We start from the raw sequence: 23,864 nt of genomic DNA on the forward strand, positions 1-23,864 counted from the left end.
GGTGTCAGCGAACGGGGCATCTTTGGCGTTCCCGCGCGCCCTGGTGGCAGTGGGCCATGCCGTGTCGACATGTCGACTTATCAGAGAGGAGTGTGGTACCCCGATGGCACAGCTCTACCTCGCCGTCACCCGTGGCAGCTTCCGCCGCTACTCCACCTACCGCGCCGCCACCTGGGCGGGCGCGTTCACCAACACCGTGTTCGGCTTCTTCATCGCCTACACCTACCAGGCCCTGTGGCGGGTCCGCCCGCACCTCGGCGGCTACGACCTCAGCTCGGCGCTGACCTACGTCTGGCTCGGCCAGGCCCTGCTGATGCCGATCGCCGCGATGGGCGGCGGGATGCAGGACGACCTGGAGGCCAGGATCACCTCCGGCGACATCGCCGTGGACCTCTACCGCCCGGTCGACCTGCAGGGCTGGTGGCTCGGCAACGACCTCGGCCGGGCCTGCTACCACCTGCTGTCGCGCGGGGTGCTGCCGATGCTGGTCGGCGGCCTGTTCTTCCGGCTGCGGATGCCCGCGGGCGGACCCGCCGAGGCGGCGCTGACCTGGCTCGGCTTCCTGGCCTCGGTGCTGCTCGCGGTGGTGGTCAGCTTCGCGCTGCGCTACATCGCCTCGCTGACCGGCTTCTGGCTGCTGGACGCGCGCGGGGTGCGGCAGATCAGCGTGGTGCTGGGGATGTTCTTCTCCGGCTTCCTGCTGCCGCTGCCGCTGCTCCCCGGCGGGCTGGCGGCGGTGGCCGAGCACCTGCCCTGGGCCTCGATGATCCAGGTGCCGCTGGACGTCTTCCTGCAGCGCAGGACCGGCCCGGCGCTGGCCTCCGGGCTCGCGCTGCAGGCGGGGTGGGCGCTGGCGCTGCTGGGCGCCGGGCGGCTGATGCAGGCCGCGGTGACCCGGAGGGTGGTGGTCCAGGGTGGCTAGCACCGACAGTGCGATCGACGGCGGAATCGACGGCGGAACCGGCGGCGGCCTGCCTGCGGCCGTGGCGCGGGGCGGGTGGCGGACGGCGGCCCGGGGCGTCGCGGCGCTGCGCGCGTACCGGCTGGTCGCCGGGATGTGGCTGCGGGCCTCGCTCGCCTACCGGGCCTCGTTCTGGCTGACCACCGTGGGCAACGCGGTGACCTCGGCGCTGGACTTCGCGGTGATCGCGGTGGTCTTCCTGCACACCCCGACCCTCGGCGGCTGGACCCTGCCCCAGGTCGCCTTCCTCTACGGGACGTCAGGGATGGCGCTGGGCCTGGCCGACCTGCTGGTCGGCAGCCTGGACCAGCTCGGCCAGCGGGTCCGCGACGGCTCGGTGGACGTGGTGCTGGTCCGTCCGGCCGCCGCGCTGGCGCAGCTCTCCGCGGACCGCTTCGCGCTGCGCAGGACCGGCCGGGTGGTGCAGGCGGCACTGGTGCTGACCTGGTCGCTGCTGCAACTGCGGCTGGACTGGACCGCCGGGCGGGTGCTGGTGATGGCCTCGCTGCTGGTCTGCGGGGTGGTGGTGTTCGGCTCGGTCTTCGTCGCCGGGGCGGCGTTCCAGTTCTTCGCCACCGACGCCGCCGAGGTGCAGAACGCGGTGACCTACGGCGGCGCGACCATGCTGCAGTACCCGCCCACGGTGTTCGCCCGCGACCTGGTCCGCGGCGCGGTCTACGGGGTGCCGCTGGCCTTTGTGAACTGGCTGCCCGCGCTGTACCTGCTGGGCCTGCGCGACACCCTCGGCCTGCCCGGGTGGTTCCGCTTCGCCTCGCCGCTGGCCGCGCTGCTGTGTGCGACGGCGGCGGGCCTGGCCTGGCGGGCCGGACTCCGCTCGTACCGCAGCACCGGAAGTTGACCAGGCATCAGCACATTGACCGTCACATTGTGGAGAGGACAGCGCAGATGGACATCATCGAGGTCGAGGACGTGGCCAGGAGCTTCACCGTACGGCGCAAGGTCGGCCGGTTCCGGCGGGAGCGGACCGAGGTCAGGGCGGTGGACGGGCTGAACTTCAGCGTCGGAGCCGGGGAGATGGTCGGCTACATCGGGCCCAACGGGGCGGGCAAGTCGACCACGGTGAAGATGCTGACCGGCATCCTGGTCCCCAGCGCCGGGCGGCTGCGGGTGGCCGGGGCCGACCCGTCCAAGGAGCGGGTGCGACTGGCCCGTCGAATCGGGGTGGTGTTCGGGCAGCAGTACCTCAAAAGATGTGCTGGGCAAAGCCAGTTTACTGGCTTCCATCCCCCGTGGATAGCCGCTCCCAGGGTGGCGAAACCGCAGCTCGCAGGCTGTTTCGCGAGGCCGTGAAGCGCATTCCGGCCGCGCTGGCGCACGGTCGGCTGACCATGCCTCGGCGTTCGTGGCTCTTGCCTCGGGTGCATGATCGTTGCCGTGCCGGTTGGCAGGTAGCTCGGTGGCTGAGAGACACCCTTGACCCCTGGTCCTAAGCGCGGGCAGCATTGCCGAGCACGGTTCGCCAAGTTTCGAGCAAGCGGAGGCACATCATGCGCGCACGGTTCCTCGGCAAGGACCCGGAGTCCCAGGAAGGCCACTCGCCGACCCTGTTCGCCACCGACCGCACCGACCGCATCACCTACTTTGCGCAGGGGTGGAAGGTGACCGACCCCCAGGCGCTGGCCGACATCGGCCCGGTGCCTGACCACGAGACCCTGATCGAGATCCCGGAGGACGTCATCAAGATGTACGCCCTCCGCTACTTGGAGCAGGAGGGAGAGCGCTGAGCCTGCTCATCGGTCCCGAGTTCAGTCAGTTGTTCCGCACCTTCAAGCACACGGCGTACCGGCTGGAGACCCTGGATCACTACAAGTCTCCCAACGAGGCGGAAGCGCTGCGTCAGTTCGTCGCGGGCGAGCCGGTGGAGCTGGACTGGTTCCAGAACTGGCTGACTATGATTCGGGAGACGACAGCCGAAGGCCGTCGCTTCATGCGTGTGCGGGTAGTGACGGTGCCTCTCACCGACTACAGCCGCTTCGGTGTGTTCTGCTCGGAGCACACGAATGCAGCTGGTGAGGACATCCGGTACCTGCGTAGGGATGAAGCTGCCGATCTGCCGGACTACGACTACTGGTTGTTTGACTCATACAAGCTGGTGCGAATGCACTTCGATGATGACGAGAACTTCCTAGGCGGTGAACTGATCGAAGACCCCGCCGTGGTCGTGCAGCACAACTACTGGCGTGATGCCGCCTGGCATCTCGCTACCCGACGGGACGACTTTGCCAGCGAATAGAACGACCGGCGTCACCAGTGTGCACGAGGCTCGTGACGCACTCGGCAAACGACTCCGTGAGCTACGCCAACAGGCCAACATGAATGGTCGGCAGCTCGCGGAGTCTTTGTCGTGGCCGCCGTCCAAGGTCTCGAAGCTGGAGAACGGCAAGCAGACGCCAACCGACGACGACATCCGTGGTTGGGCCGCAGCTACCGGCCGCGCGGACGAGGTGGAAGCGCTGCTCGCTTCCCTGCACACGCTGGAGACTCAACACTCCGAGTGGCAGCGACAGCTCAAGACAGGGCTAAGGTCGCATCAGCAGGAGATTGCTGAACTGGATGCCCGGACGCGTCTCTTCCGGGCGTTTGAGCCAACATTCATTCCGGGTCTCCTCCAGACGCCCGAGTATGCGCGGTCACGGTTCGCTCAAAGCATCACCGTCTTCAAGGTGAACAACGACATCAACGATGCAGTGGCGACCCGGATAAAGGGCCAAGAGATCCTCTACCGCTCCGACAAGAGATTTCACTTCGTCCTAACAGAGGCCGCGCTGCGCTATCGCCTCTGTCCGCCTGAAGTGATGATTGGTCAGCTTGATCGGCTGGTTACCTTGGCGGCTCTGCCAAACGTCCGGCTCGGCATCATCGGGTTTGAGACGGCGTACGTGGTCGCGCCCGCGCACGGATTTTGGCTGCACGACAATGATCGCGTGTTGGTCGAGACCTTTTCAGCTGAGTTGAACCTTGCGCAGCCGCAGGAGATCGAGCTGTACGGCGGCATCTTTGACCAGCTCGCTGCCGTTGCCAGCTACGGACGGGCGGCCCGCTCGATCATCACGCGGGTCATTGACGATCTTCTCCCTGACGAGTCCGAGGCTGGCGCGTAATTTCGGGAAGCACGCACCCCTTACGGCATTGCTAGAAATACTGAGAAATTTTCTGTACGGCCACTGACGGTGACCCCTACTCTCCCGAAGAGGGCGCGATTTCGTGCCCTCCGTCTTCGGGAGGAACCCAGGTGCCTACCTTCGTACCACTGCTCAACAAGGAGCAGATCAGCCGGTTACCCGACAGGGCTCGTGAGGTTGTCGAGTACCGCAAAAGCGGCTTGAGCCTCAACCACGTCCAGGGCTGCCCGCTGGACTGCGCGTACTGCATCCGGCACACCTACGGCCTGTGGGATGCGCGTCAGCCGCGTGCGCTCATGACCGACGCCGAAGCCGTCGCAGAGCTGGTGAATCACCGGTACTTCCAGCCGCACGTCACTCCGGTGCAGGTGTTCAACCGAGCAACCGACCCGTTCTTGCCTGCCGTCCGGCCGCACACCTTCGCCGTGCTGGAAGACCTCGACGCCCGAGGTCTGCGCAATCACGTGCTCGTCATCACCAGGCACCAGATGAAGCCGGAGGACATCGACCGGCTCAACCGGCTGATCTCCGTCAAGGTGACGTTGCTGTTCACCTACTCAGGGATCGAAAACAAGGACATCGAGCCCTACCCGTCGCACGTGGCGGCGGAGTCCTTGAAGCTCATGAGCGCCCCGCGGGAGCGTCAGTACCGGACGGTTCTTTACTGGCGTCCCTTGGTTCCTGGTCTGAACGACTCACCCGAACACCTCGACCGGGCATACGAGCTGAGCCAGCACGCCGACGCCACGGTCTTCACGGGGCTGTTCTACCGGGACCAGATCGCCGACTACTACCGGGCGAACAAGCTGCCCGAGCCGTACGACGAGACTGCCCGGCGCAAGATTGTGCCCGAGACGCTGGAAAGGCGCGTCCTTTCAACCTTCGCCGGCGGGGAGTCCTTGTTCCGCAAGACCTCGTGCGCGGTGTCGTACGCCCATGGAGAGCCCGACTACAACGGGCACTACGGCATCCGAGAACTGTGCGACATCTGCCCCCTGGCACAACTCGACCTCTGCGCGTCGGCACATCGGGTACCGACGACGGACGGCATCCGGGAAGTCGCCCGGACCTTGCCCGAGGCGAGCGGCCTGGTGGTCGTCGACATCACCGAGCGGGCGGCGATCGTCTCGGGGCTGGCCGAGGAGCAACCGCGCTACTACCTGCAACACGCGCTCGGCTTCCAAGTGCACGACGTTCGCCATCCGCACCACGACCGGCAGCATGGCCGGGCGGACATCGGATGGAAGGAACCAACGTCATGACGAACTGGACCAGCCTGAGCTACGTGGTCGTAGATGTCGAGGGCAACGGCCAACAGCCGCCTGACTTGGTGGAGCTGGCCGCCGTGCGCATTGATGGTGGCGTCATCGGGTCACTCACGACCTGGTTGGTTCGGCCGACCTACCCGATTACGCCCTTTGCCGAGTCGATCCACGGCATCAGCAACAAGCAGGTTGCTGACCTGCCCAGCTTCGATGACGTCAAGGACGACGTACTTCGGGCGCTGGATGCTGACGCCCTAGTCGCTCACAACGCGCACGTAGATGTTGGCGTCCTCCAGCGCAAGTTGGGGGAGTGGGAGTGCCCCGAGGTGTTCGACACGCTCAAGCTCTCCCGTCGCTTGATCCCGCACCAGATGAGCTACAAGCTCGGGTCCTTGGTCGAGGCGTACAAGCTGGCTGAGGGGATGCCCGAAGCTCTCAAGCCTCACCGGGCGACGTATGACGCCTTGGTCGCCGCGCGCCTCTTTCTCTACATGGCGAACCGGTCGGGTGCAGCACCACTGTCTCTCGAAGTCCTCCGCAACCAACCACCGGACGGGGGCGACAGTGAAGCTGCGACCCTTTTCTAGTCACGACCGGGGCTTGTTCGTCAGCATCGACGGCCCCAGCGGTGCGGGCAAGACGACCATCGTTCACCACTTGGCGCAGATGCTCGTTGCCGGTGGGGAGAACGTCCACGTCACCGCCGAGCCCTCGAAGGGGCCGATCGGCAAGCTTTGCCGTGAGCTGACCGAGACGGTCACCGGTCACGCGCTGGCCTGCTTGTACGCCGCAGATCGGTATCACCACATGGAGAACGAAATCCGGCCCTTCATCGAGGAGGGGCAGACGGTCATCACTGACCGTTTCATCCCCTCGGGGCTCGTGATGCAGCGCTTTGACGGCATTGACCCGGCGTTCTTGTGGCAGCTCAACGCCGAGGTAGATCGGCCGGACCTAGCCGTGATCCTGGAAGCCGATCCCGAAGTCATCTCGGAACGGTTGGTCGAGCGCGGCGCGCATAACCGCTTCCAGCTCTCGCCCGGCAGCTCTCACGCCGAAGTGCATTTCTACCGTCAGGCCACCGAGCGGTTGATCCAGGCGGGCTTCGACGTCATGCGCGTGGACTGTAACGAGCGGCCACCTGAGCAGGTAGCAAGCGTGATCCGCGACCGGTTGACGACCTTCTTCGCGTCGCCCACCAGCAACCCCTGAGCCGACGGGGTTGGCGGTGCTGGTTCAAATCCCGCCGTTGACCCCGTCATTCACCGCTGGACGTGAGAACCATGATGAAGCCCCTCATCTACGGCTACATGCGCGTGACCGACGACATGGAAGACCACGAGGTCTCCCGACTGGAGCAGTCCCTATCGACCTTCGCAGCGGTCGAGGGGTATTGCCTCGCGGCGATCTTCTACGAGTACGAGAACGGCTCGCAGACGGCTTTCAACGAGCTGTTGCACGAGCTGCGGCGCGTTGAAGCACACCACGTGGTGGTGCCCTCGCTGGAACAGCTCGCGGACTCGCAGATAGTCCAGACGCTCATGGTTGATCGCGCCGAGCTGGAGACGGATGCCGCCATCCACGAGACGGCGGACGCATGCTGAGCGACCTCGACCAGGCAATCATTTTCGCGCTCACCACGCTGAAGGATGACGCGCCAAAGCTCACCGCCGCACTCATGGCGAATGAGTTGACGGACAAGGAACGGGACCACCTCGCAAAGCGGTTCGCCGTGTTGGCAGACGTACTCAACGAGCGTGCCGAGCTGATGCGCAAGCGGGCCGCCAAGAGACGGACCAGTGACCCCACTAGCTCTCAGGTTGAAGCTACCGAGACCAACGCAGGGTGAGTGGCAGCAGATGACCCAACGACCTATGCAGCCGTCGTCGCTCAACCTCGCTGCCTTGCCCACCGCCGTAAGTTGCTCCCGGATGTTCGTCCGACACACCTTGAAGCGCTGGAACCTTCCCGACCAGATCGACCCGGCGGAGCTGATCGCCTCAGAGCTGGTGACCAACGCCGTCAAGGCGACTGGTGTCACCATGCCGAATCCAGGATGGGGCGATCTGGAGAAGGTAGCGCTCATCAATGTGCGGCTCGCTGCGCACAGGGATGGCGTCTCCATCCAAGTCTGGGATGCCTCGCTTGAACCACCGGTTCAACCCGCAGCCGGCGCCGCCGCCGGTGCCGAGGGCGGACGCGGCCTGTTCATCGTGCGTGCTGTTGCCCGCCAGGTCGGACACTTCTACCCGCGCGGCGGCGGCAAAGTGGTCTGGGCAGAACTTGCCCTTGATGCCCCGGTTCCACCGCTCCCGAGGCGTGCGGCAAAGACGCCGACTATTCAACTCCCGCTGCCTGATCCTGATCTGCTCCGCAAGGTACTGGCCGGACTCCAACGATTATGAAGGCGGTCCAACCCGTAAGCTGCCGTCCACTGAAACAGGCTCCCCTCCTGTCGGACGGCATGGCACCCCCGGCGTGACCACTTGCGCCGGGGGTGTCTATATATCCGAAGCTTCCTTTGCACCGGAAGGCTTAATCTGACATCGTGCACTTAGCAGCACGGGGAACCTAGAGAGGCACACATTCATGGCGCAGAAGGTAGTCGTTGAACTCTCTGACGACCTGGACGGGTCGCAGGCCGATGAGACCATCACCTTTGCCCTGGACGGCCGATCCTACGAGATCGACCTGAATAGCAAGAACGCGGGCAAGCTTCGCGCAGCGTTGGAGCCCTTCGTCAGTGCCGGACGCAAGCAAGGCGGCGCGCGGCGCGAAGCCAAGCGCGTTGCGGTTGCGAGGGACACCAACCGGCCGGACCCGGTAGCGGTGCGCGCTTGGGCTGAATCTCAGGGCATTGAGGTTGCTTCCCGTGGCCGAGTCCCTGCGGACGTGGTTGAGAAGTTCCAGGCCGCTCACTGACCCTGATGCACGTCCTAGACCCCCGTTCCTACTGGATCGGGGGTTCTACTTTGAGTGCATCTGCTTAAGACACGCCTGGTAGGCGACCAATGCCGGGTGCTGGACTATGACGGTAAATGTCGCCATGATGAGCACCCCAGCGAAAAAGTAGAATGTGCGCCCCATGTCGGGGTGCGCTATGTCGGAAATCAATCTGGCGAAGAATTTCCAAAGACTCTCGTATTCATCCGGTACGTCCGGCGGTTCGACTGTCCCTGGAACAAATTCCAACCCCTCTTGTAGCAGCGCCCAGGCAAGAAAAGCGAACCCTTCATCCTCGCGTCTTCTATGGGTGCGGGTGCTGAAGGGAAATTTGGCTGTTCCACCGTGGGGGTGCGTGGTCACTGCCGTACGTCGTGCCTCGATGCCACCGCGTGCCGGGTAGTCCAGCGCGAGAGCGTTCATCGTGGCGATGCGCCGCATGTCGCCGGGGATCTTGTCGCACAGCACCTTGAGTCTCTCGACTCCATCTGCACCGTCAGGGGCCTGTAGAAGCTGCATCAACAGGGGGTCAGACCCGAGCTTGGCCGGGGTGATGCCTTCTTCAACCCGCAGCGCCTGCAACGACTTGATGATGGTTTCCTCGAAGCTCACTGCACCCCCCGGCGCGGTAGTTGGCAGGTCAGCAAGTATGACACCGGCTGTCACATGAGGCACCGACCTACTGGCAGCCCGTTGTCACATTGAATCCCTGGTCCTACCCCGCCCGCCGGCCGCACGGTTGAACCGCTGGATCAAGGCGGTCCGCGGTGAACCGTAGAAGGGCTCGTTCTATGAGCAGTGATCTGGAGTTTGGAAACTTCGGCCAGGGTCGCCACCGGCGCGTGGACACCTACCGTGTGCCGGGCAGCGTGCGCCGCGTACAGCAGAACCACTCGCTCGACCTCGCACGCCTGGCAGCGGAGAACAACCACAACGAGGTGCGGGCGATGCTGCGGAAGCGGGCCGCCGAAGACGCGTCGTTGGACGTGACGCAGGTCGGGCAGCTCGCCCAGACGCTCGCGGGCGGAGATGCCTTCCTGGCAAGCCTGCTCATCCCGATCGTCCAGGAGTTCGCCCGTCAGACCGTGAACGACATCCGAGACTTCGGCCGGTAGTCATGGCCGTAGTCGAGATCGTTCTGAGCGTCTTGGGCGTACTGCTGTTCCTGGCAGTCTTCGGCACTATCGCGGGACGGATAGCTGAAGTGGTACGGGAGCGGAGGGCGGAGGGGTTCCAACTGCCCAACTACTTCCAAGCAGAGTCGGACCGGCGGCGGCGGAAGAACGACACCATCCAGGTCTTGCTCACGGTGGCACGTGACCGGAAGAACTCAGGAGGTGGCTCATGAAGAGGGCCCGCGCAGCGCTACTGACGGTGCTGCTGGCAGCGTTCGCCGTCAAGATCGTGTGGTGGGTGATAGCACCGATGATTCCCTACTTCATCGGCGGCCTGGTCGTCGTGCTTGCACTCGGCTACCTCTACCACCGCACCACTAAGTGGTAAAAGAATCAGTTGGCGCTCACGCAAGATATGAGAAAATGTCATGCGTGAGCGCTCCTGATCTGTTAGCTATATCCGCCGCTTCCGTGCCACTCGTAGGTGCGGGCTTCATGGGAATAGCAGATATGCAGACTTCGGCCAGCGGGCACCTGCCCTTCAAGCTTCACTTCCCTGCTGATTTGGAAGCTGAACAGGTCGGCAACTGGTTCCGCTCTCTGGGTGGAACCCTGCCGATCGGCAACCGGCAGCTCTTTGGCGCGACCGTCATTGTGCTTGAGAACCAGGCAACGGAGATGGGCATTACCCACCGCCTGAAGGCACCAAAGCAACACGCGGGGTTCATCGTGCCGCAGCTTCGCACCTTGGTGCCGGGCATCAACGTGACGCCGGACGACGACGAGGCCGAACCGATTCAGTGGACGGCCGCCATGGAGCTTGGTCAGTCCAACCCACACCGCACGCTGAACATCCCGGATCTCACTGCCCTGACGCACAGCGTGCTTGGCACGCTCCAGGGGCTGAACCGTGGTGAAGCGCTCCTTATCCAGTACGTGCTTGCGCCTGCGGTACGAGTCCGTCCACCAGTCGCAGCGAGTGAGATTCAGTCGACCGACTTCAACGTTGCCGGTCGCCTGCTGTTTGGTACGCCCAATGCCAACAGGGATGAGATTGCCGACATCCGAGCCAAGTTGGCCGAACCCAACTTCTTGGGTGTGATCCGAGTGGCGGCCAAGGCCGCAACGGTTGCCCGTGCCCATTCCCTGCTGTCCAACGTCCGCAAGGGCTTCTCTAGCACCGGCAGCGCGCACAACCGGCTGAGACGGCGTGTGCTGCTGTCTTCTAAGCGAGCCATCAAGCGGGTGAACCGGGCTAGCAGCCCCACCCTGTTTCCGGGGCGGTACTCGACATCGGAGTTGGTCGGCCTGACTGGGTGGCCTATCGGTGACCCACATGTCGCCGGGCTTCCACAGGGACGGACACGACAGCTTGCAGCTACCGGTTCAATCCCGCGTAAGGGTCTGGTGGTCGCCAAGTCCAACTTTGATGGCTCCAACCGCATGTTGGCCATCGACCCAATCAACATGGCTCAGCACATGCATGTCGTCGGACCAACCGGTTCGGGCAAGACGGCGCTCGCCACCAACTTGATTGCCCAGAACATGGAGGCCGGCCGCGGGGTGATCCTGATTGAGTCTAAAGGCGACCTGTTCAATACGGTGTTGGACGTCGTGCCGAAGAAGCGCATCAACGACGTGGTGCTCGTGGACGTGACCGACACCGATTACCCGCCCGCCTTCAACATCTTGCAGGGCAACCCTTATGCGGTTGCTGCAGAAATCCAAAGACTCTTTGACCACCTGTACCCGGCGGACGTTCGAGGCATCCGCGTACGTCAGGGCTTCTACCACCTCATCTTGACGCTACTCATGAGCAAGAACGCACCGGCACCCATGACGTTTGCTGATATCGGCCCTCTGATACTTCCACGGGCCGACCAGATGGATTTCTCCGATCGCCTGATCCGAGGCGTCTCACACGTCGAGGAACTGGCCTCATGGTGGCAGGAAATAACCAACCTGCCGAGGGCCCACCGGGACAACTACTTCAAGCCGATCGCAGATAGGATCTGGCAGCTCAACAACCGGCGTTCCATTCGGAACATCATCGGGCAGAGTGGCAACACCGTCGACCTGTACGACATCATCCGCCGTCGCAAAATCCTGCTGGTGAATACCGGCCGCGCAACGGAAGGCACCGACACGGCGGGGTTGGTCGCTTCCTTGGTGCTGAATGCCACCTGGAGCGCGGTGCAGCGAGGAGCCGCCGACCCAAATAACCCGACCATGTTGTTCCTGGATGAGTTCCAGGACTTCACCGGCCTGCCGATTGCACCGCAGGATTGGTTTGCGCAGGCCCGGAGTCTAGGTTTGGCAGTGACAGTTCTTCACCAGTTCATCGGTCAGTTGAACAAGGAACTGCAAGAGGCGACGCGCAATAATGCGCGCTCCACCGTCGTGTTCCAAACGTCGGCCGATGAAGCAGGCTACTTTGCCCGTCAGTTTGGGCGACGTGTTACGCCTGACGACTTCATGAACCAACGGCGCTTTGAAGTTATTATGCGGCTTGCTACGGCTGAGGGAATTAGTTCTCCGGTTACCGGAATCACGCTGCCGCCGGTAGAACCGACCGGCTTTGCAGAACAGATTCGGGAGCTGTCTCGTGCACGCTACAGTCGTCCCGTTGCGGAGGTGGAAGCCGAGATCAAGGCTCGACACACCAAGGCTGAACCTATCGTTCCAAAGGGCAAAAGAAAGTTCGGTGGACGGCCATGGAACGAGTAACCGGGGATTCCACCGGTGGGTAGGTGAACACCCTAGGGCAGCCGTAGGTTAGCCCTAGGGGTACACCTAGGCCCATACAGGGTCTGACCAGGGGAGACGCCCACCCGTATAGGGCGTAAAAGGAGGTGACTGGAGGGAACCCGATGGAACTATCAGAACGCGACATTAATGTACTCAGGCTAGTTGGCCAATTTTCCCAACTCTCAACCCCTCATCTTCGCAATCTTGTTTTCTTTGATCGCAGCCATTCAGTTGCAGATGTAGTGTTGAATAGATTGACCCAACTCAAATATCTGGCGCGGGTCGGTAGGCGGGCCAGCGGGGACCAGGGGGGCGCGGGGGCGTGGGTTTACCAACTCGGACGGTTCGGCCGGGCGCTATTCGAGATCCAAGCTCGTCCGGCCACCCACCCCAGCACCCATGCACTCATGATTGCCGACACCTTCGTTGCCCTGCGGGTGGCAGAGGGGGCGGGGGTTCTACGGATCAGGCGATGGGATGTTGAACTGCCCGTTCCACCGGTTCGGGCCGACCTGTTTGTAGCGGTCGACTTCCCTGTCCAGCAGCGCGAGAGTAAATACTTCCTGGAGATCGACCTCGGTAGCGAGAGCCGGGCGGTCATCCTGGAGAAGCTTGCGGGCTATTGGCAGGTGGCTAGCCAGTCCACGGAAGAGTACTTCCCGTGGGTGGTGTTTGTGGCGCGAAATCAAGCCCTCGCCAACCAGCTGAAGGGCTACATTCGTCATGCCCCGGCAGAGCAACAGGAGATGACCAGAGTCTTCATGCTCGGCGAGTTGATCCAGCAGCTTACGCGGCTTTGATGGTGTTGTCTTTTCTACCTACCAAACAGGGGTGGAATGCATTGAATAACAGGGGTAAATGATCTATACTTAGAGGGTAAAAATAAGAGCCCTGATTACGGCAGGACTCTCTAGGTTTCGACTATTAAAGGTAGCCAAAACCGATGCTAGTTATAGCATGTCCTGCCGTATTGGGCAAGGAGGGTTAAGTGAAAGAAATCAATACAGCCTGCAAGTGCGAGGACTTAAGGATCGTGACTCATACCAGCACCAATGTCGTGCGAAGCGTGACTGCCAAGGGGAAGCCGAAGGAGTACTCCACTCGTACGGAATTAAATATCGGGTACTACAAATGCGTTAGGTGTCACTGGTATTCCGATGGATTCTATGCCAAGGAGGCCATGACCTACTGGAGAGAGGCGCTTGACCACATCTCTGGTTCTACCGAGAAGGCTGCACGTGTGAGCCATCAAGGATGAACCAATTGGATGATGCCTCGGTGTCTATCAGGCACATGGGTGTGTCGCGGACAGCGTTTCTTAAGCCGCGACGCTTCGTGCGGTTGGTTGGACTTACGACACTCAGGGTGGCAGCGGATTTAGCGATGTGTCTTCTCGCTACGATCGTGAATCAATTCCTGTGGTGCAGGACACCACGCCGCAGGTATCGCGGGCGATGGCGCTAGAACGGCCTCCCTGCGGCGGCTAAAAACGGTGCTGTCAATCCGCACCTGCGACGCGCTAAGAGGTTCCCTTCTAGGCCCCTCCGCCGGCGTCGGGTAGGTGGGCAAGATCTACCGCACGTGGGTTCTCCAACTGATTGTGCGACTCCTGTCCCACTTGCTGAGGTCTTAGATTGACCGGAACTAGGGTCGCCGCCGGCCTCGATTTGGAAGCCCCGCTCCTACCGCACGTGGCGCCCCCTGAAGACGGCGACGTCTCAGGGGAGCCCGCGGGACGCATTAAAAGAGCCCGACCTACAGGGCGTGCGTGATACTCCAGGACTGTCCCTATCGAGCCGTCATGAGTACGGCCAGGGACACCCCGAGGAGCAGGCCAAGTAGCAGGAACAGAAGGCGCGGCAAGTCCACTCCCCGCATGTCCAGCCTGTCTATGAGCCTGTCGTGGTCAGCAGCGGCGGTGACCTGAACGGCCGGTGCAACCCCGGTGGCCGTCGGTCCGTAGCTGGGAACCTTCACCAGCTCGTCCGTGAGGCGCTTGATCGCGTCGTCTTCCCTGCGGAGCAACGTGCTGTGGCTGACAGGGAGTTCGGGCGACCTGCCGGGGTGCGGCTGGATCAGTTGCTGGCGACGCCACTTGAGCCCCTTGCCTGGCGGATACCCGATGGCCAGTGCGCTGCGGAGGGCAATGCCGTGGTCTTCACCCCCAAGCGCTTCGCACAGGATGGTGAGGAGCTTCACGGCCTGGTCGCCGTCTTCCGCGTGTAGCAGCTCCATGAGGAGCGGCTCCGCTTCGAGCTTGGCGGCCGTCAGGCCGACACCAGCTCTCAGGTTGATGAAACCCTGTCTGACCTGCTCTTCAGTCCCCATGAATGCCACCGTCTGCTCAAGTGGTCGGTATGACGGTATGCCCGGAATCCAGGCTCCAAACACCTACCAACTGAGGTGTGACACCTGGAAAGCCTCGACCTACGCCAGCACTGAGCCGACAGTGAGTTCGCGGCACCCAAGTCGGCCGCGGTGAGTCATAGAAGGTTCGCTTTTAACAGATGCAGCTTGCTAATTAATTACCCCTGATTTATTGTAAGGGCATTATTTAGTAAGCAGGATCAATTCACTATGCAGAAGTTACTACCGAACACCAAGGGCTTTGGCCTCATTGCCGTATTGGCTGTTGTCGTCGTGCTGGGCGTCATTGGTGGCGGTGGAGCATATGTGTATCACCAGAACCACAAGACCAAGCCTGCAACAAAGACGAGCACCACTAGCAAGAGTGATGGTTCTAGCTCGACTAAGCCGAAACCTGTGGCTGATGTTTACGCGGGGTGGGGAACTTACACCTCAGCCAAAGAGGGACTGAGCTTCAGGTACCCGTCTGGCTGGATCACCAGGGCAGACCCGTGTGTTAATCCGGCGACGCAGGCTGTTGGCGAATGTATCAAGATTGACAGCCCGGTAAGGACTGGCTCGCCTTACGTTTTTGAGCTTGGTTACTACTGGAATAGCGGCACCAATATTGGTCCTTCCCAAGTTTACGAGACGCAGCCGCTAACAGTTAAGGGCAGCACGTCTTCGCTGTATCTCACGGCTGAGAGTGCCGGGAACCCAAATGGCGGGGTTTGCGATCTGAATTTGGTTACCCAGAATTATCCCATAGGCAAAGACTCCTCTGTTAGCTCCGTGGTACCGAGCCAAAAGCAACAGGGAGTGGTGTTCGCACTTTCGGCCAGTATGCGGCCGAGTGCGGGTGCTCAGAATACGCCGTGCTACTCGTTGAGTGAATATAAAACTCAGCCTGACTATCAAGACCTGCTCAAGGTATTCGAGTCGGTTCAGTACAGCTAGAGCGTCTTCAATTCTAAGCGCGGCGCAACAATTTCCTTTGCGTAATTCCCTATTTCTGTTATAAGTATGCGCAAGTGCGGATATCCAAAGGAGGTATTTCATAGTCGCTCAATATTTGAGCGGGCACTTTGTTCCTTAAGTACCTACAATCCCCCGAAGGGGAGATGAAGTGTTTCTCCGAAGACTGACCAGAGAAGGACTCGGTCGGCTCTTGCCGATCGTGGCAGCAGCTATGTTGCTGCTGACCGGAACAACCGGGTTGACCGTCAGCGTGGCGACGCCCGCTTCGGCAACCACTCCCGCTTGCGGTGCGGTCTCGATCTCCGGATCGGACTGGTTGGGCGGCGGCGGTGTCGACGTTCACTACAACGGCAGTGACGAAAACACCGGAAACGACTGCGCCTCGCCTGCTGAGGTGTACAACCTGAACGCCGACCCGCCCCAATACGGCGACGGCTGGCAGTGCGTCGAGTTGGCCCAGAGGCTCTACAAGACAAAGGGTTGGTACTCCAGTACCTTTCCGGGCGTTGCGGGAGCGGCAGATATCTACAGCCAGGCCAAAAACGGTAACCTTGGGACCATGACGGCCCAGGCCAACGGGAGTATTACGTCAATCGTTCCGGGCGACATGATCGTCCACGGCGCGAAAGATAAATACTCCCCGACCTACGGGCACGTAGCAATCGTTAGCTCGGTCAGCGGATCTACGGTATCCGCCGTGCAACAGAACGCTGGGCCGCCTAACACTAGCTACACCTTGAGCAATCAAACGCTCTCCGGTGGCAGTGGCAGCGACATCGTTGGCGTCGTGCACAGCCCGGACAACACCAACACTAGCGGTGGTAGCGGAAGTCCTTCCGGTACCAGCATCCACCAGACCGACGCGATCAACATGCCTGACGGCAGCCTGAACGTGTTCGGCATCGCGGCGGATGGTCACCTGTACCAGGACGCTTGGAACTCAACCTACGGGTGGTCCGGTTGGATCGACCGGGGTATCGCTGGCGGTGGACTCGTCGGTTTGCCTGACGCTCTGGTGATGCCTGACGGCAGCTTGAACGTCTTCGCTAGCGACGGCAACAGCGTCATCTGGCAACAGGTGTACTCCGGTGGCACGTGGAACGGTTGGAACAACCGTGGACGCGGTGGCCCTAGCCTGACCGGTGGTGTCGACGCCTTGGCCATGCCTGATGGCAGTCTCAACCTATTCACCAACGACGGGGGCACCCTGTACCAACAGGCGTGGTCTTCGGCGTATGGGTGGTCCGGGTGGATTGGTCGAGGCAGTGGCACCGGTGGCTTCAGCAGTTCACCGACTGCTCTGGTGATGCCTGACGGCAGCTTGAACGTCTTCGAGATCACCACCCCTGGCCGCTTCGAGCAGCAGGTCTACTCCGGTGGCACGTGGAACGGTTGGAACGACCGAGGCTCTGCAAGCAGTGGCTTCGTCGGGACTCCGGCCGTTCTGGTCCACCCCAACGGGAGCATGGACCTGTTCGCGTCCGACGCCTCCGGGTACATCTGGCAACAGGCGTACAACCCCGGCCCTGGGTGGAGCGGTTGGATCAACCGAGGACGTGGAAACACGGCCGCGAGTGGTTCACCCGTTGCAATCAACATGCCTGACGGCAGCTTGAACGTCTTCGCTAACAACAGCGGGACGCTCTACCAGCAGGCATACAGCTCGGCGTACGGGTGGTCCGGGTGGATTGGTCGAGGTGCCGCGCGCAACGGTTTCGTGGGAACACCCGACGCGTTGGTCATGCCTGACGGCAGCCTCAACGTCTTCGGCGTGACTGGCGACGGCCACATCGAGCAGCAGGTCTACTCCACGGCCTGGAACGGCTGGAACGACAAGGGCCTCGCTGGCGGCGGCTTCTAAGTAGGTACACAACAAGGTTGGGTAGTGGTCGATCACCGACACACGCTCGACCTGCGCGCAGGGACAAGAAGGTAGGGCTCCAGGCATCCAGCCTGTGAGCCCGCCTCTTGTCCCTGCGTTTCTACTACTTCTTATCAACAGGAACCATCCACCAGTCCGGGCACCTCTGGCCCGACTGGTCATCGCCTCCGCCTTCGGGCGCACTGAACCAAACCACCTACGCTGCCCGCCGGCCTCTTCCAGGAAGCGGCGGTTCTACGGTGCGGCGGCGCCCGGCCAGGTGGCTCGACTCAAGCAACGGCCGCGGGGCGCACTGAATGAGCCCGACCTAGGGGTCGTGGCCGGCGTGGGTTGGGTGGTGGTGATCCAACAACCGAGGTCCAGCAGCTTGAACGACTGTCCATGGTCGACCGACCGCCGTACAGGCCCTATATGGTCAAAAACGGGGTCAGATGCGGCTAGACCCGCAGTTCATCGACGCCGAGGCGTACAGGGGCTCTCCGTGCGTCACAGGGGCTATGCCCCGGCCGGGGTGTCTGCCTGCTTGAAGGCGAGGAAGCAAAACAGCCTGTACGCCGACCCTTCCGGCCGCTTCTTGGTCACCGCTGTTTCCGACGCCGTGACTGCCATCTGAACGGCTCGTTCTCCGTGACGCCACACTGCCTTGAGTACGGCCCCCATGTCCTTCGGTAGAGCCTTGACCCTGGTAGCGACTTCCTCAGCTACTTGTGCCACTCGGCGGAGCTTGGTCAGGGTCTTCAAGGTGCGTTCCCAGTGCTTCTTACCCGCCCATGCAGCGAACCAGTTTGCAGGGGTGGTGGTCTGGGCCATCTTCGGTGCGAGCGCCACCAGCTCCAGGAGGTCGTTTAGGTGCCCTTCCCTGATGAGCTTGCGGTACCGGTTGGCCTTGGCCTCTCGCAGCCAGTCCATGCCGACGTTGAGTTCATTGATCTCTGCGGGTAAGTCTCTGACGATGCGAGCTTCCCTTTCCGCTTCTTGCGTCAGCGGTTTTTCTATAGAACTAATGCGAGCTTCGCTTGCTTTGTTTCTATAGAACTGCCTTGCGCTGATTACTTCACTTAATGCTGTCGCTCCCATGTTTTGAGTTCCCTTCTGGTTAATGGTGATTGGGGGCTCGGTATCAATCCGCTTGGGCGGCGCTGCATGAGGCTGAGAGACAAAAGAAAAAGGCCCCCGCAGTGAGGGCCTTTTTCAAGTCGAACCGAATGTGTTGCTTGAACTTGTGCTAATTCCATAGTAAACAATGCCAACATGAAAGTCAATGCTATTCATGCGGTCTGCCAACCGGAGCACGTTGCTACCCTCAATACCGATGGCTAGCGCATGGAATTTTGCACAAGTCCAAGCACTAGTTGTTTGTGAGTATAAAGTGTGTCAGTAGAATTAGCAATATTATGCTAGCAAGAAGCCGCACCTAGGATGATGCGGCTTGATTTCTCGGCCTGAGTCTATTTCGTCGCGGCGAGCTGGCTAAGCCGCTTGCGGGTTTGTGGGTTTGCTGGCTTGCCGGTCTCTGAACTCTTCTAATGCCTGCTGCACGATCTCATAGTCACTGATCTCGCGTTCCAAAGCTTCGCGCTTTACCCACTTAATCAGGGCTGGCTCAAGCCGAGTGGTGTACTTGACCACTTGCGGGCTTGTGGGTTTGCCGGGCTCCGGGCTAGCCGTATTGCTGGCTAAGCCGCTTGCGGGTTCAACTGCATACGGGCTTACGGGCGTAACCGTCTCGCGGGCAAGCGGGCTTCGGTCGCTCATTAAATCTCTAAGTTCTTGCTTGCTTGTCATGTAAGACTGTCTCCGCTAATTTTCTATATGCTTGCGCCCCTGTGCTGTTCGGCTCGAATAGCACAACAGGCAGACCCGCCAAGCTGGCTTCGGCATGCTTGATACTGAAGTCAATTTGGAAGGGGTAGACCAGGGTAGGATATTTCTCTCGCACGTCATCGAGAATCATGCGGGCGATGTTGGTGCGTTGGTTCACCATGGTAGGGAGAATGCCGCTGATACGAAGGGAAGGGTTCAACCCCTGCCGTACGTTCTCTATTTGCTCCATGGCTTGCTCCAGGCCATGCACTGCCAAGTAGTGGGCTTGTAGGGGAATGATTACCTCGTCTGCGTAGGCGAGGGCATTGATTGCTAGGAAGGACTCTGAGGGTGGGGTATCGAGGATGATGAAGTCGTAGTCGTCTTCGATTGCCTGAAGCATTCCCCGGAGGACGCCTACCTGAGACGCTTTCATACTGGTCTCTGTTACGCCTAGGTCAGGGTGCGAGGGCAAGAGGTCAAGGTCCGTGGGTAGGTGATGAATTGCGTCCCTGGGACGTACGTCAATAGAGGTGAACAGGTGATTGATGTTATAGGGCAGGGCAAGGGGATTGATGCCGACCGCGAGCGTCGCGTTAGCTTGGGGGTCTAAGTCCACCAGCAATACCCGTTGGCCGAGCTGGCGGAGACCTGCTGCGAGATTCACGGCTGTTGTCGTCTTTCCGCTTCCACCTTTCCGCAGTGTGATGGCTATTTTTCTCGTCATAGTGTGTAAGGAATAGATATTGGTTACAAGGCCGTCCTCTGGCGGCTCCCTGTTAAGGCAAGGTCCGGACGTAGGCTGATGTTTCCGCCGTACGTTAGCTTGCCGCGATAGATTGCGTTTTCGCACACGTTCTTGACGGTACGGGCATACCAGCGCGCAGCTTGTGCCGTGGGGATCAGGTTTTCGTTCAAGTAGTCTGCGATGGCGTTATAGCTCATTGGTACTCGGCGTCGGCGTAGTTTGAAGATGAGCCGCACGACCTCGGCTCGTTCCGGGTGTACGGCTAAGTCGCCATCCTGAGTTGTCATATAGCCGAAGGGGACACCACCACCGGCATAGCCACCCTTGCGAGCCTTATTCTTGCGGCCATCCGTCAGGCGCATCGTGATGTACGCCTTCTCAAGCTCGGCAACGCCTCCCATGATTTGCCGGGTGAACTTGCGGACAGGTTCATCTCCGGCGAGGTCAGGCTCTTTGATGCTGACGATTTCAACGCCGAGGAGGGATAACTTCTTGAGTAAGTGCTCTTGAATGAGGAGATCACGAGCGATGCGATCGAGCTTGTAGATGACAACGGCCTTGATACCGCTTACGTCTTCCAAGAACTCAAACAGCTGGCTCAGGCCGGCTCGGTCCTCTAGGCCACCGCTTACACCCTCGTCCCCGAAGAACTTTAGAAGGTGGAGTTCATGTTCGGCGCAGTAGGCATGCACCTCATGCCGTTGTACGTCGATCGTTCCTTCTGTTTTCTGATTACCGGTGCTTACCCGGCCATATCCAACTACGTTGGTCATACATGGTTGCCTCCATTAAAGTCTTTGCATCGCCCGATTGTCTGCATGCCTCTTTGTGGGCTTTCGGTTTTGCGGGCTTGACTGCATTATGATCTTTAAGATCATTTAAGGCAACAAGAAAAGTAGGACGCAAAATGGGTATTGTGCGACGTAGTCCCCATTTTCTTTCGTCGCGGACAGCCCTTACATATGTACGTGGACAAGAATGAGTTTTCATTCTCTAGCATGTGGCAAATCGGCTGATATGCGGCGAAATAGTAAAACCCAGCCTACATAAATGTAGGCTGGGCGCTCTCTACCGTGGGGTGACAAGAATTGCTGTCAGCACCGTTGGTAGCGGGCGGGGGTGGCGATCACTCGCCGGTGGTGTTGTTCCCGATCCGGGTTCCCGGAACGCGACCGCGAGTACCGCGTGCGTCCTTCAGAACCTGGGTCATGTTGGGGTTGAGCTTGTTGAACTCGGACAGCCTCATGGCCACGTCGTGCTTGCTGCCGTTCGGCAGCTGCACTTCGAGGACCACGAGGTCGTCGAGCCCCTTGAACTGCTCCGTCTCCGACACGAGCACGTCCAGCGCCTTCGGCTGGTCGAGGGTGGGGTGCTGGCGCACGATCACCAACGCGAACTCCGCGTCGGTGCCCTCCTGCCCGTTCAGGTCAGAGATCCTACGCTGAACAATCGCCATTTCTTTTGCTCCTTTTCTAGGGGCTCCAGTTGCCATTCCACTTCATGGCAGCCGACATTTATACATCATTCTGCATATATTTCAATGCTTGACTTTATAAATGGCGATTGATCCCACTCCTTGGCTGACTTATAATTGCAGGATAATTGGAGTTGTAAGCATGAAATCAAACTCGCAGGCTCAACCAACTGAACCCGATGAGCACACGCAAAAGTGGGTTGAATTGCAGTTGCGTGATGCCCCTGCGCTTCAACCCACTCAGATCGAAAATATCACCGCTATCGTTGCCGGTGAATCACCTGTAGACGTTCAGGATTAAACCGGTTACTGTTTTTGGTGGCTGGCGTCATGACGACGGCCTCGAACATCTCGGCAGCAATGGCCCGTTGTTGCTCTATTTCTAGGGTTGGCCATATTTCCACCATGTTCTTTGTCTTGAACTTGGCGTTTTTTCTAGCGTAGGCTGCTCGTTCTTTGACGAGTGCAGCGATAGCCGTTTCTTTCTTCCGTACTTCCGGCCATATGTGAGGCCCCATATCGGGGTTCTCCTTGAACTGAGCCAGTAGACTCGCCTTGGTCGTGGTGAGAGCGGCAAGCTCCTCGGCGTTTGGCCACGGTTGTAGCTCAACGTCGATTTTCTGTTCTTCCAGGCGTGCGAGGATGAGGCCAGTTACGATTGCATCAATCGCGTTGCCCGATCCGCAGTTGCCACAACCGCCGTCGTTGTACTTGCACTGGTAGGTGTAGCGGCCGTTCGGCTGTGCCCCGCCGGTGGGTTTGCCCCCGCAATTGCCGCACCGCATGATGCCGGAAAGTAGGTATTTCAGCTTCCCGATGTCCAGGTACTTAAGCTTCCCGGTTTCCGCGTGGTCTTCCGGCTGCTGGTCCGCTCCAGTGAGAAGCGCCACGACTGCGTGCCAGGTGGGTTCGTCCAAGATGGCCTCGTACTGACCCTTAATCGGGTTGCCTGCGTCATCGGTGAGGTAGCGCATGTGGTGCGGCTGGTCCATCGGCCCATAGACGCGGTATCCGACCATGCGCGGCGACGTCATCATGAGAACGAACGTCCTTCGCCGCCACGGGTTGCCCTTGGTTGTGAGCCTTCCAGCCTGGTTCCACTTGCGAATGATGGTGGTCGCCTTCATTCCGGAAAGCAGCAACCTAGCCGCCGCTTTGATCTGCCAGGCTTCGCGTGGAACGATGGTGCGCTTGTCCTCCGCCCATCCAAAGGCACGGTTGCCACCAACCGGAATACCCCTAATGGCGCGTGATAGATGACTGTCCCTCAAGCGGCGTGCGGTGTCGGTGGATGAACTGGCGCGGGCATTCAACACGTAGCGCGCCGCAGACCGACCGTTGTCGGTCAAGAGATCGAGCGAACCTCGAATGTCGAGAATGGGACGGTGGTAGTACTGCACCACCTCGATTGCGTCTTCTAGGTGGCGGTGGTCGCGGGTGAGGCGGTCGATGTCATAGACAACCGAGCCGTCAATAGTCGTCACCTTGCCGAAGCCGTCGGCCGGGTTGAAGTGCTCGGACTCAGTAGACCCCTTCTTGAGGTCGCTGAGCATCCCTTCAAAAACGGGCCGGATGACGCGGTAGATGTAGCTCCCGTCCTCCTGCTTGATGCGCTTCTTCTTCCAAGCAGAGGTGTCGGGTTCGTCGTAGGTGCCGACGTACGTGCCACCTCGTGACTCGACATACTTGCGGCAGAATGCTTCCTGCTCATCCCGGTTGTTGATGTCCCCGCCGGTCATCGGAGAACCGGACGTTTCACGGTCGGGGTGTGTCTCGAAGGAGAGCCGAACCAATCCGGCGATGTGAAGGCCGGTCAAGTCGCCACGGTGGACGCGCTCAATGATGTTCGGTTGTTGTTGCACTGCGTGATCTCCTGTTACTTATTGTAACAATGATCACATCTTTTGCAATAGTGCTGTGGACAGCGCACCACGCTGTGGTGGGACCTGCCGCTGCGCGACTCCTACGAGCTGGCCCGGCGGATCTACCGGATCGAGGACGCGCGGTTCCGCCGCAACCTCGACCGCTGCGTCGAACTGCTGGAGCTGGGGCCGCTGTTGGACGTCCCGGTGCGGCAGCTGTCGTTGGGCCAGCGGATGCGCGGCGACATCGCCGCGGCGCTGCTGCACGACCCGGAGGTGCTGTACCTGGACGAGCCGACCATCGGCCTGGACGTGGTCAGCAAGAACCGGGTGCGGGAGTTCCTGGCCGAGGTGAACGCGGAGTCCGGCACGACGGTGCTGCTGACCACGCACGACCTCACCGACATCGAGCGGCTGTGCTCGCGGGTGATGGTGATCGACCACGGCCGGGTGGTCTACGACGGCGGCCTGGAGGTGTCAGCGACGGCGCTTTTCCCCTACTTCGGGCGGTTGCTGTCGGCGTAATTCCCCACCCTGACGGCGGTCGGTTCCCCAGGGGGATCCCGGTCGTCGGCAGGGGCCGGTCTACTCCCGGT

The 23,864-nt window shown here is 60.8% G+C and carries 26 protein-coding genes and 2 pseudogenes; 20 read left to right on the top strand and 8 right to left on the bottom strand.

The features are described 5' to 3' along the window. Positions 1 to 103 precede the first annotated feature (103 nt). From ACEZDE_RS22405 to ACEZDE_RS22465, 13 genes and pseudogenes are all read left to right on the top strand, one after another. Positions 104 to 922 (top strand): ABC transporter permease, encoded by an 819-nt coding sequence (locus tag ACEZDE_RS22405; protein ID WP_380538581.1) that lies wholly within the window; start codon positions 104 to 106, stop codon positions 920 to 922. A 133-nt stretch (positions 923 to 1,055) separates the two neighbouring features. Then, positions 1,056 to 1,820, top strand: coding sequence for an ABC transporter permease (locus ACEZDE_RS22410; protein WP_380538644.1), 765 nt, complete (start codon positions 1,056 to 1,058; stop codon positions 1,818 to 1,820). 47 nt (positions 1,821 to 1,867) lie between these two features. Further along, positions 1,868 to 2,161 (top strand): annotated as a pseudogene (locus tag ACEZDE_RS22415) (ATP-binding cassette domain-containing protein); the annotation flags it as partial. A gap of 308 nt (positions 2,162 to 2,469) precedes the next feature. Further along, the gene (locus tag ACEZDE_RS22420; protein ID WP_380538583.1) at positions 2,470 to 2,706 is read left to right on the top strand and encodes a hypothetical protein; all 237 of its coding nucleotides are present in this window, start codon (positions 2,470 to 2,472) and stop codon (positions 2,704 to 2,706) included. A 29-nt stretch (positions 2,707 to 2,735) separates the two neighbouring features. Continuing rightward, the gene (locus ACEZDE_RS22425; protein WP_380538585.1) at positions 2,736 to 3,215 is read left to right on the top strand and encodes a DUF6879 family protein; all 480 of its coding nucleotides are present in this window, start codon (positions 2,736 to 2,738) and stop codon (positions 3,213 to 3,215) included. Continuing rightward, on the top strand, positions 3,166 to 4,083 hold the full coding sequence (locus ACEZDE_RS22430) for a helix-turn-helix domain-containing protein (protein ID WP_380538587.1): 918 nt from the start codon (positions 3,166 to 3,168) through the stop codon (positions 4,081 to 4,083). The genes ACEZDE_RS22425 and ACEZDE_RS22430 overlap by 50 nt, the downstream gene beginning before the upstream one ends. A 131-nt stretch (positions 4,084 to 4,214) precedes the next feature. Further along, entirely contained in the window at positions 4,215 to 5,366 is a 1,152-nt protein-coding gene (locus ACEZDE_RS22435) for a radical SAM protein (protein ID WP_380538589.1), read from the top strand. Next, positions 5,363 to 5,956 (top strand): 3'-5' exonuclease, encoded by a 594-nt coding sequence (locus ACEZDE_RS22440; RefSeq protein WP_380538591.1) that lies wholly within the window; start codon positions 5,363 to 5,365, stop codon positions 5,954 to 5,956. The genes ACEZDE_RS22435 and ACEZDE_RS22440 overlap by 4 nt, the downstream gene beginning before the upstream one ends. 13 nt (positions 5,957 to 5,969) lie before the next feature. Then, positions 5,970 to 6,581 carry a dTMP kinase gene (tmk, locus tag ACEZDE_RS22445; protein ID WP_380538593.1) on the top strand — a complete coding sequence of 204 codons (612 nt, stop codon included), beginning with the start codon at positions 5,970 to 5,972 and terminating at the stop codon, positions 6,579 to 6,581. Between the two features lie 71 nt (positions 6,582 to 6,652). Beyond that, positions 6,653 to 6,973 (top strand): recombinase family protein, encoded by a 321-nt coding sequence (locus ACEZDE_RS22450; protein WP_380538595.1) that lies wholly within the window; start codon positions 6,653 to 6,655, stop codon positions 6,971 to 6,973. Continuing rightward, complete coding sequence (locus ACEZDE_RS22455; RefSeq protein ID WP_380538597.1) at positions 6,967 to 7,218, top strand: hypothetical protein; 252 nt, start codon at positions 6,967 to 6,969, stop codon at positions 7,216 to 7,218. Before ACEZDE_RS22450 ends, ACEZDE_RS22455 begins: the two co-directional genes overlap by 7 nt. A 25-nt stretch (positions 7,219 to 7,243) precedes the next feature. After that, positions 7,244 to 7,774: an ATP-binding protein gene (locus tag ACEZDE_RS22460; RefSeq protein WP_380538646.1), complete on the top strand. Its 531-nt coding sequence runs from the start codon at positions 7,244 to 7,246 to the stop codon at positions 7,772 to 7,774. Positions 7,775 to 7,958: 184 nt separating this feature from the next. Further along, positions 7,959 to 8,291 carry a histone-like nucleoid-structuring protein Lsr2 gene (locus ACEZDE_RS22465; RefSeq protein WP_380538599.1) on the top strand — a complete coding sequence of 111 codons (333 nt, stop codon included), beginning with the start codon at positions 7,959 to 7,961 and terminating at the stop codon, positions 8,289 to 8,291. Between the two features lie 45 nt (positions 8,292 to 8,336). Here ACEZDE_RS22465 and ACEZDE_RS22470 read toward each other — a convergent pair whose 3' ends face one another. After that, positions 8,337 to 8,924, bottom strand: a complete 588-nt coding sequence (locus tag ACEZDE_RS22470) for a hypothetical protein (RefSeq protein WP_380538601.1) — start codon at positions 8,922 to 8,924, stop codon at positions 8,337 to 8,339. Positions 8,925 to 9,103: 179 nt separating this feature from the next. On the opposite strand from ACEZDE_RS22470, the gene ACEZDE_RS22475 reads away from it, so the two are divergent. The 4 genes from ACEZDE_RS22475 to ACEZDE_RS22490 all read left to right on the top strand — a co-directional run bounded on the left by ACEZDE_RS22475 (position 9,104) and on the right by ACEZDE_RS22490 (position 12,975). Beyond that, positions 9,104 to 9,427, top strand: a complete 324-nt coding sequence (locus tag ACEZDE_RS22475) for a hypothetical protein (protein WP_380538603.1) — start codon at positions 9,104 to 9,106, stop codon at positions 9,425 to 9,427. A 229-nt stretch (positions 9,428 to 9,656) separates the two neighbouring features. Further along, the gene (locus ACEZDE_RS22480; RefSeq protein ID WP_380538605.1) at positions 9,657 to 9,815 is read left to right on the top strand and encodes a hypothetical protein; all 159 of its coding nucleotides are present in this window, start codon (positions 9,657 to 9,659) and stop codon (positions 9,813 to 9,815) included. 44 nt (positions 9,816 to 9,859) lie between these two features. Next, on the top strand, positions 9,860 to 12,154 hold the full coding sequence (locus tag ACEZDE_RS22485; RefSeq protein WP_380538607.1) for a type IV secretory system conjugative DNA transfer family protein: 2,295 nt from the start codon (positions 9,860 to 9,862) through the stop codon (positions 12,152 to 12,154). Between the two features lie 143 nt (positions 12,155 to 12,297). Then, a complete protein-coding gene (locus tag ACEZDE_RS22490) occupies positions 12,298 to 12,975 on the top strand; it encodes a replication-relaxation family protein (protein WP_380538609.1) in 678 nt (225 codons plus the stop codon). Between the two features lie 988 nt (positions 12,976 to 13,963). Here the strand turns inward: ACEZDE_RS22490 and ACEZDE_RS22495 are convergent. Then, a complete protein-coding gene (locus ACEZDE_RS22495; protein WP_380538611.1) occupies positions 13,964 to 14,503 on the bottom strand; it encodes a hypothetical protein in 540 nt (179 codons plus the stop codon). Between the two features lie 249 nt (positions 14,504 to 14,752). On the opposite strand from ACEZDE_RS22495, the gene ACEZDE_RS22500 reads away from it, so the two are divergent. Both ACEZDE_RS22500 and ACEZDE_RS22505 read left to right on the top strand, forming a co-directional pair. After that, a complete protein-coding gene (locus ACEZDE_RS22500) occupies positions 14,753 to 15,478 on the top strand; it encodes a hypothetical protein (protein ID WP_380538613.1) in 726 nt (241 codons plus the stop codon). 220 nt (positions 15,479 to 15,698) lie between these two features. After that, positions 15,699 to 17,360, top strand: coding sequence for a CHAP domain-containing protein (locus ACEZDE_RS22505; RefSeq protein WP_380538648.1), 1,662 nt, complete (start codon positions 15,699 to 15,701; stop codon positions 17,358 to 17,360). 516 nt (positions 17,361 to 17,876) lie between these two features. Here the strand turns inward: ACEZDE_RS22505 and ACEZDE_RS22510 are convergent. From ACEZDE_RS22510 to ACEZDE_RS22535, 6 genes are all read right to left on the bottom strand, one after another. Beyond that, a complete protein-coding gene (locus ACEZDE_RS22510; protein ID WP_380538615.1) occupies positions 17,877 to 18,458 on the bottom strand; it encodes a hypothetical protein in 582 nt (193 codons plus the stop codon). Between the two features lie 393 nt (positions 18,459 to 18,851). Further along, positions 18,852 to 19,166, bottom strand: coding sequence for a hypothetical protein (locus ACEZDE_RS22515; protein WP_380538617.1), 315 nt, complete (start codon positions 19,164 to 19,166; stop codon positions 18,852 to 18,854). Beyond that, positions 19,144 to 19,911 carry a ParA family protein gene (locus ACEZDE_RS22520; protein ID WP_380538619.1) on the bottom strand — a complete coding sequence of 256 codons (768 nt, stop codon included), beginning with the start codon at positions 19,909 to 19,911 and terminating at the stop codon, positions 19,144 to 19,146. The genes ACEZDE_RS22515 and ACEZDE_RS22520 overlap by 23 nt, the downstream gene beginning before the upstream one ends. 23 nt (positions 19,912 to 19,934) lie before the next feature. Beyond that, positions 19,935 to 20,705, bottom strand: a complete 771-nt coding sequence (locus ACEZDE_RS22525; RefSeq protein WP_380538621.1) for a recombinase family protein — start codon at positions 20,703 to 20,705, stop codon at positions 19,935 to 19,937. A gap of 353 nt (positions 20,706 to 21,058) precedes the next feature. Then, entirely contained in the window at positions 21,059 to 21,388 is a 330-nt protein-coding gene (locus tag ACEZDE_RS22530; RefSeq protein ID WP_380538623.1) for a hypothetical protein, read from the bottom strand. A gap of 278 nt (positions 21,389 to 21,666) precedes the next feature. Continuing rightward, on the bottom strand, positions 21,667 to 23,268 hold the full coding sequence (locus ACEZDE_RS22535; protein ID WP_380538625.1) for a recombinase family protein: 1,602 nt from the start codon (positions 23,266 to 23,268) through the stop codon (positions 21,667 to 21,669). A 57-nt stretch (positions 23,269 to 23,325) separates the two neighbouring features. Here ACEZDE_RS22535 and ACEZDE_RS22540 point away from each other — a divergent pair. Beyond that, positions 23,326 to 23,739: pseudogene (locus tag ACEZDE_RS22540) on the top strand (AAA family ATPase); the annotation flags it as partial. Positions 23,740 to 23,864 lie beyond the last annotated feature (125 nt).

The sequence above is a fragment of the Streptacidiphilus cavernicola genome, from assembly GCF_042510955.1.
In the GTDB taxonomy this organism is placed as follows: Bacteria; Actinomycetota; Actinomycetes; order Streptomycetales; family Streptomycetaceae; genus Streptacidiphilus; species Streptacidiphilus cavernicola.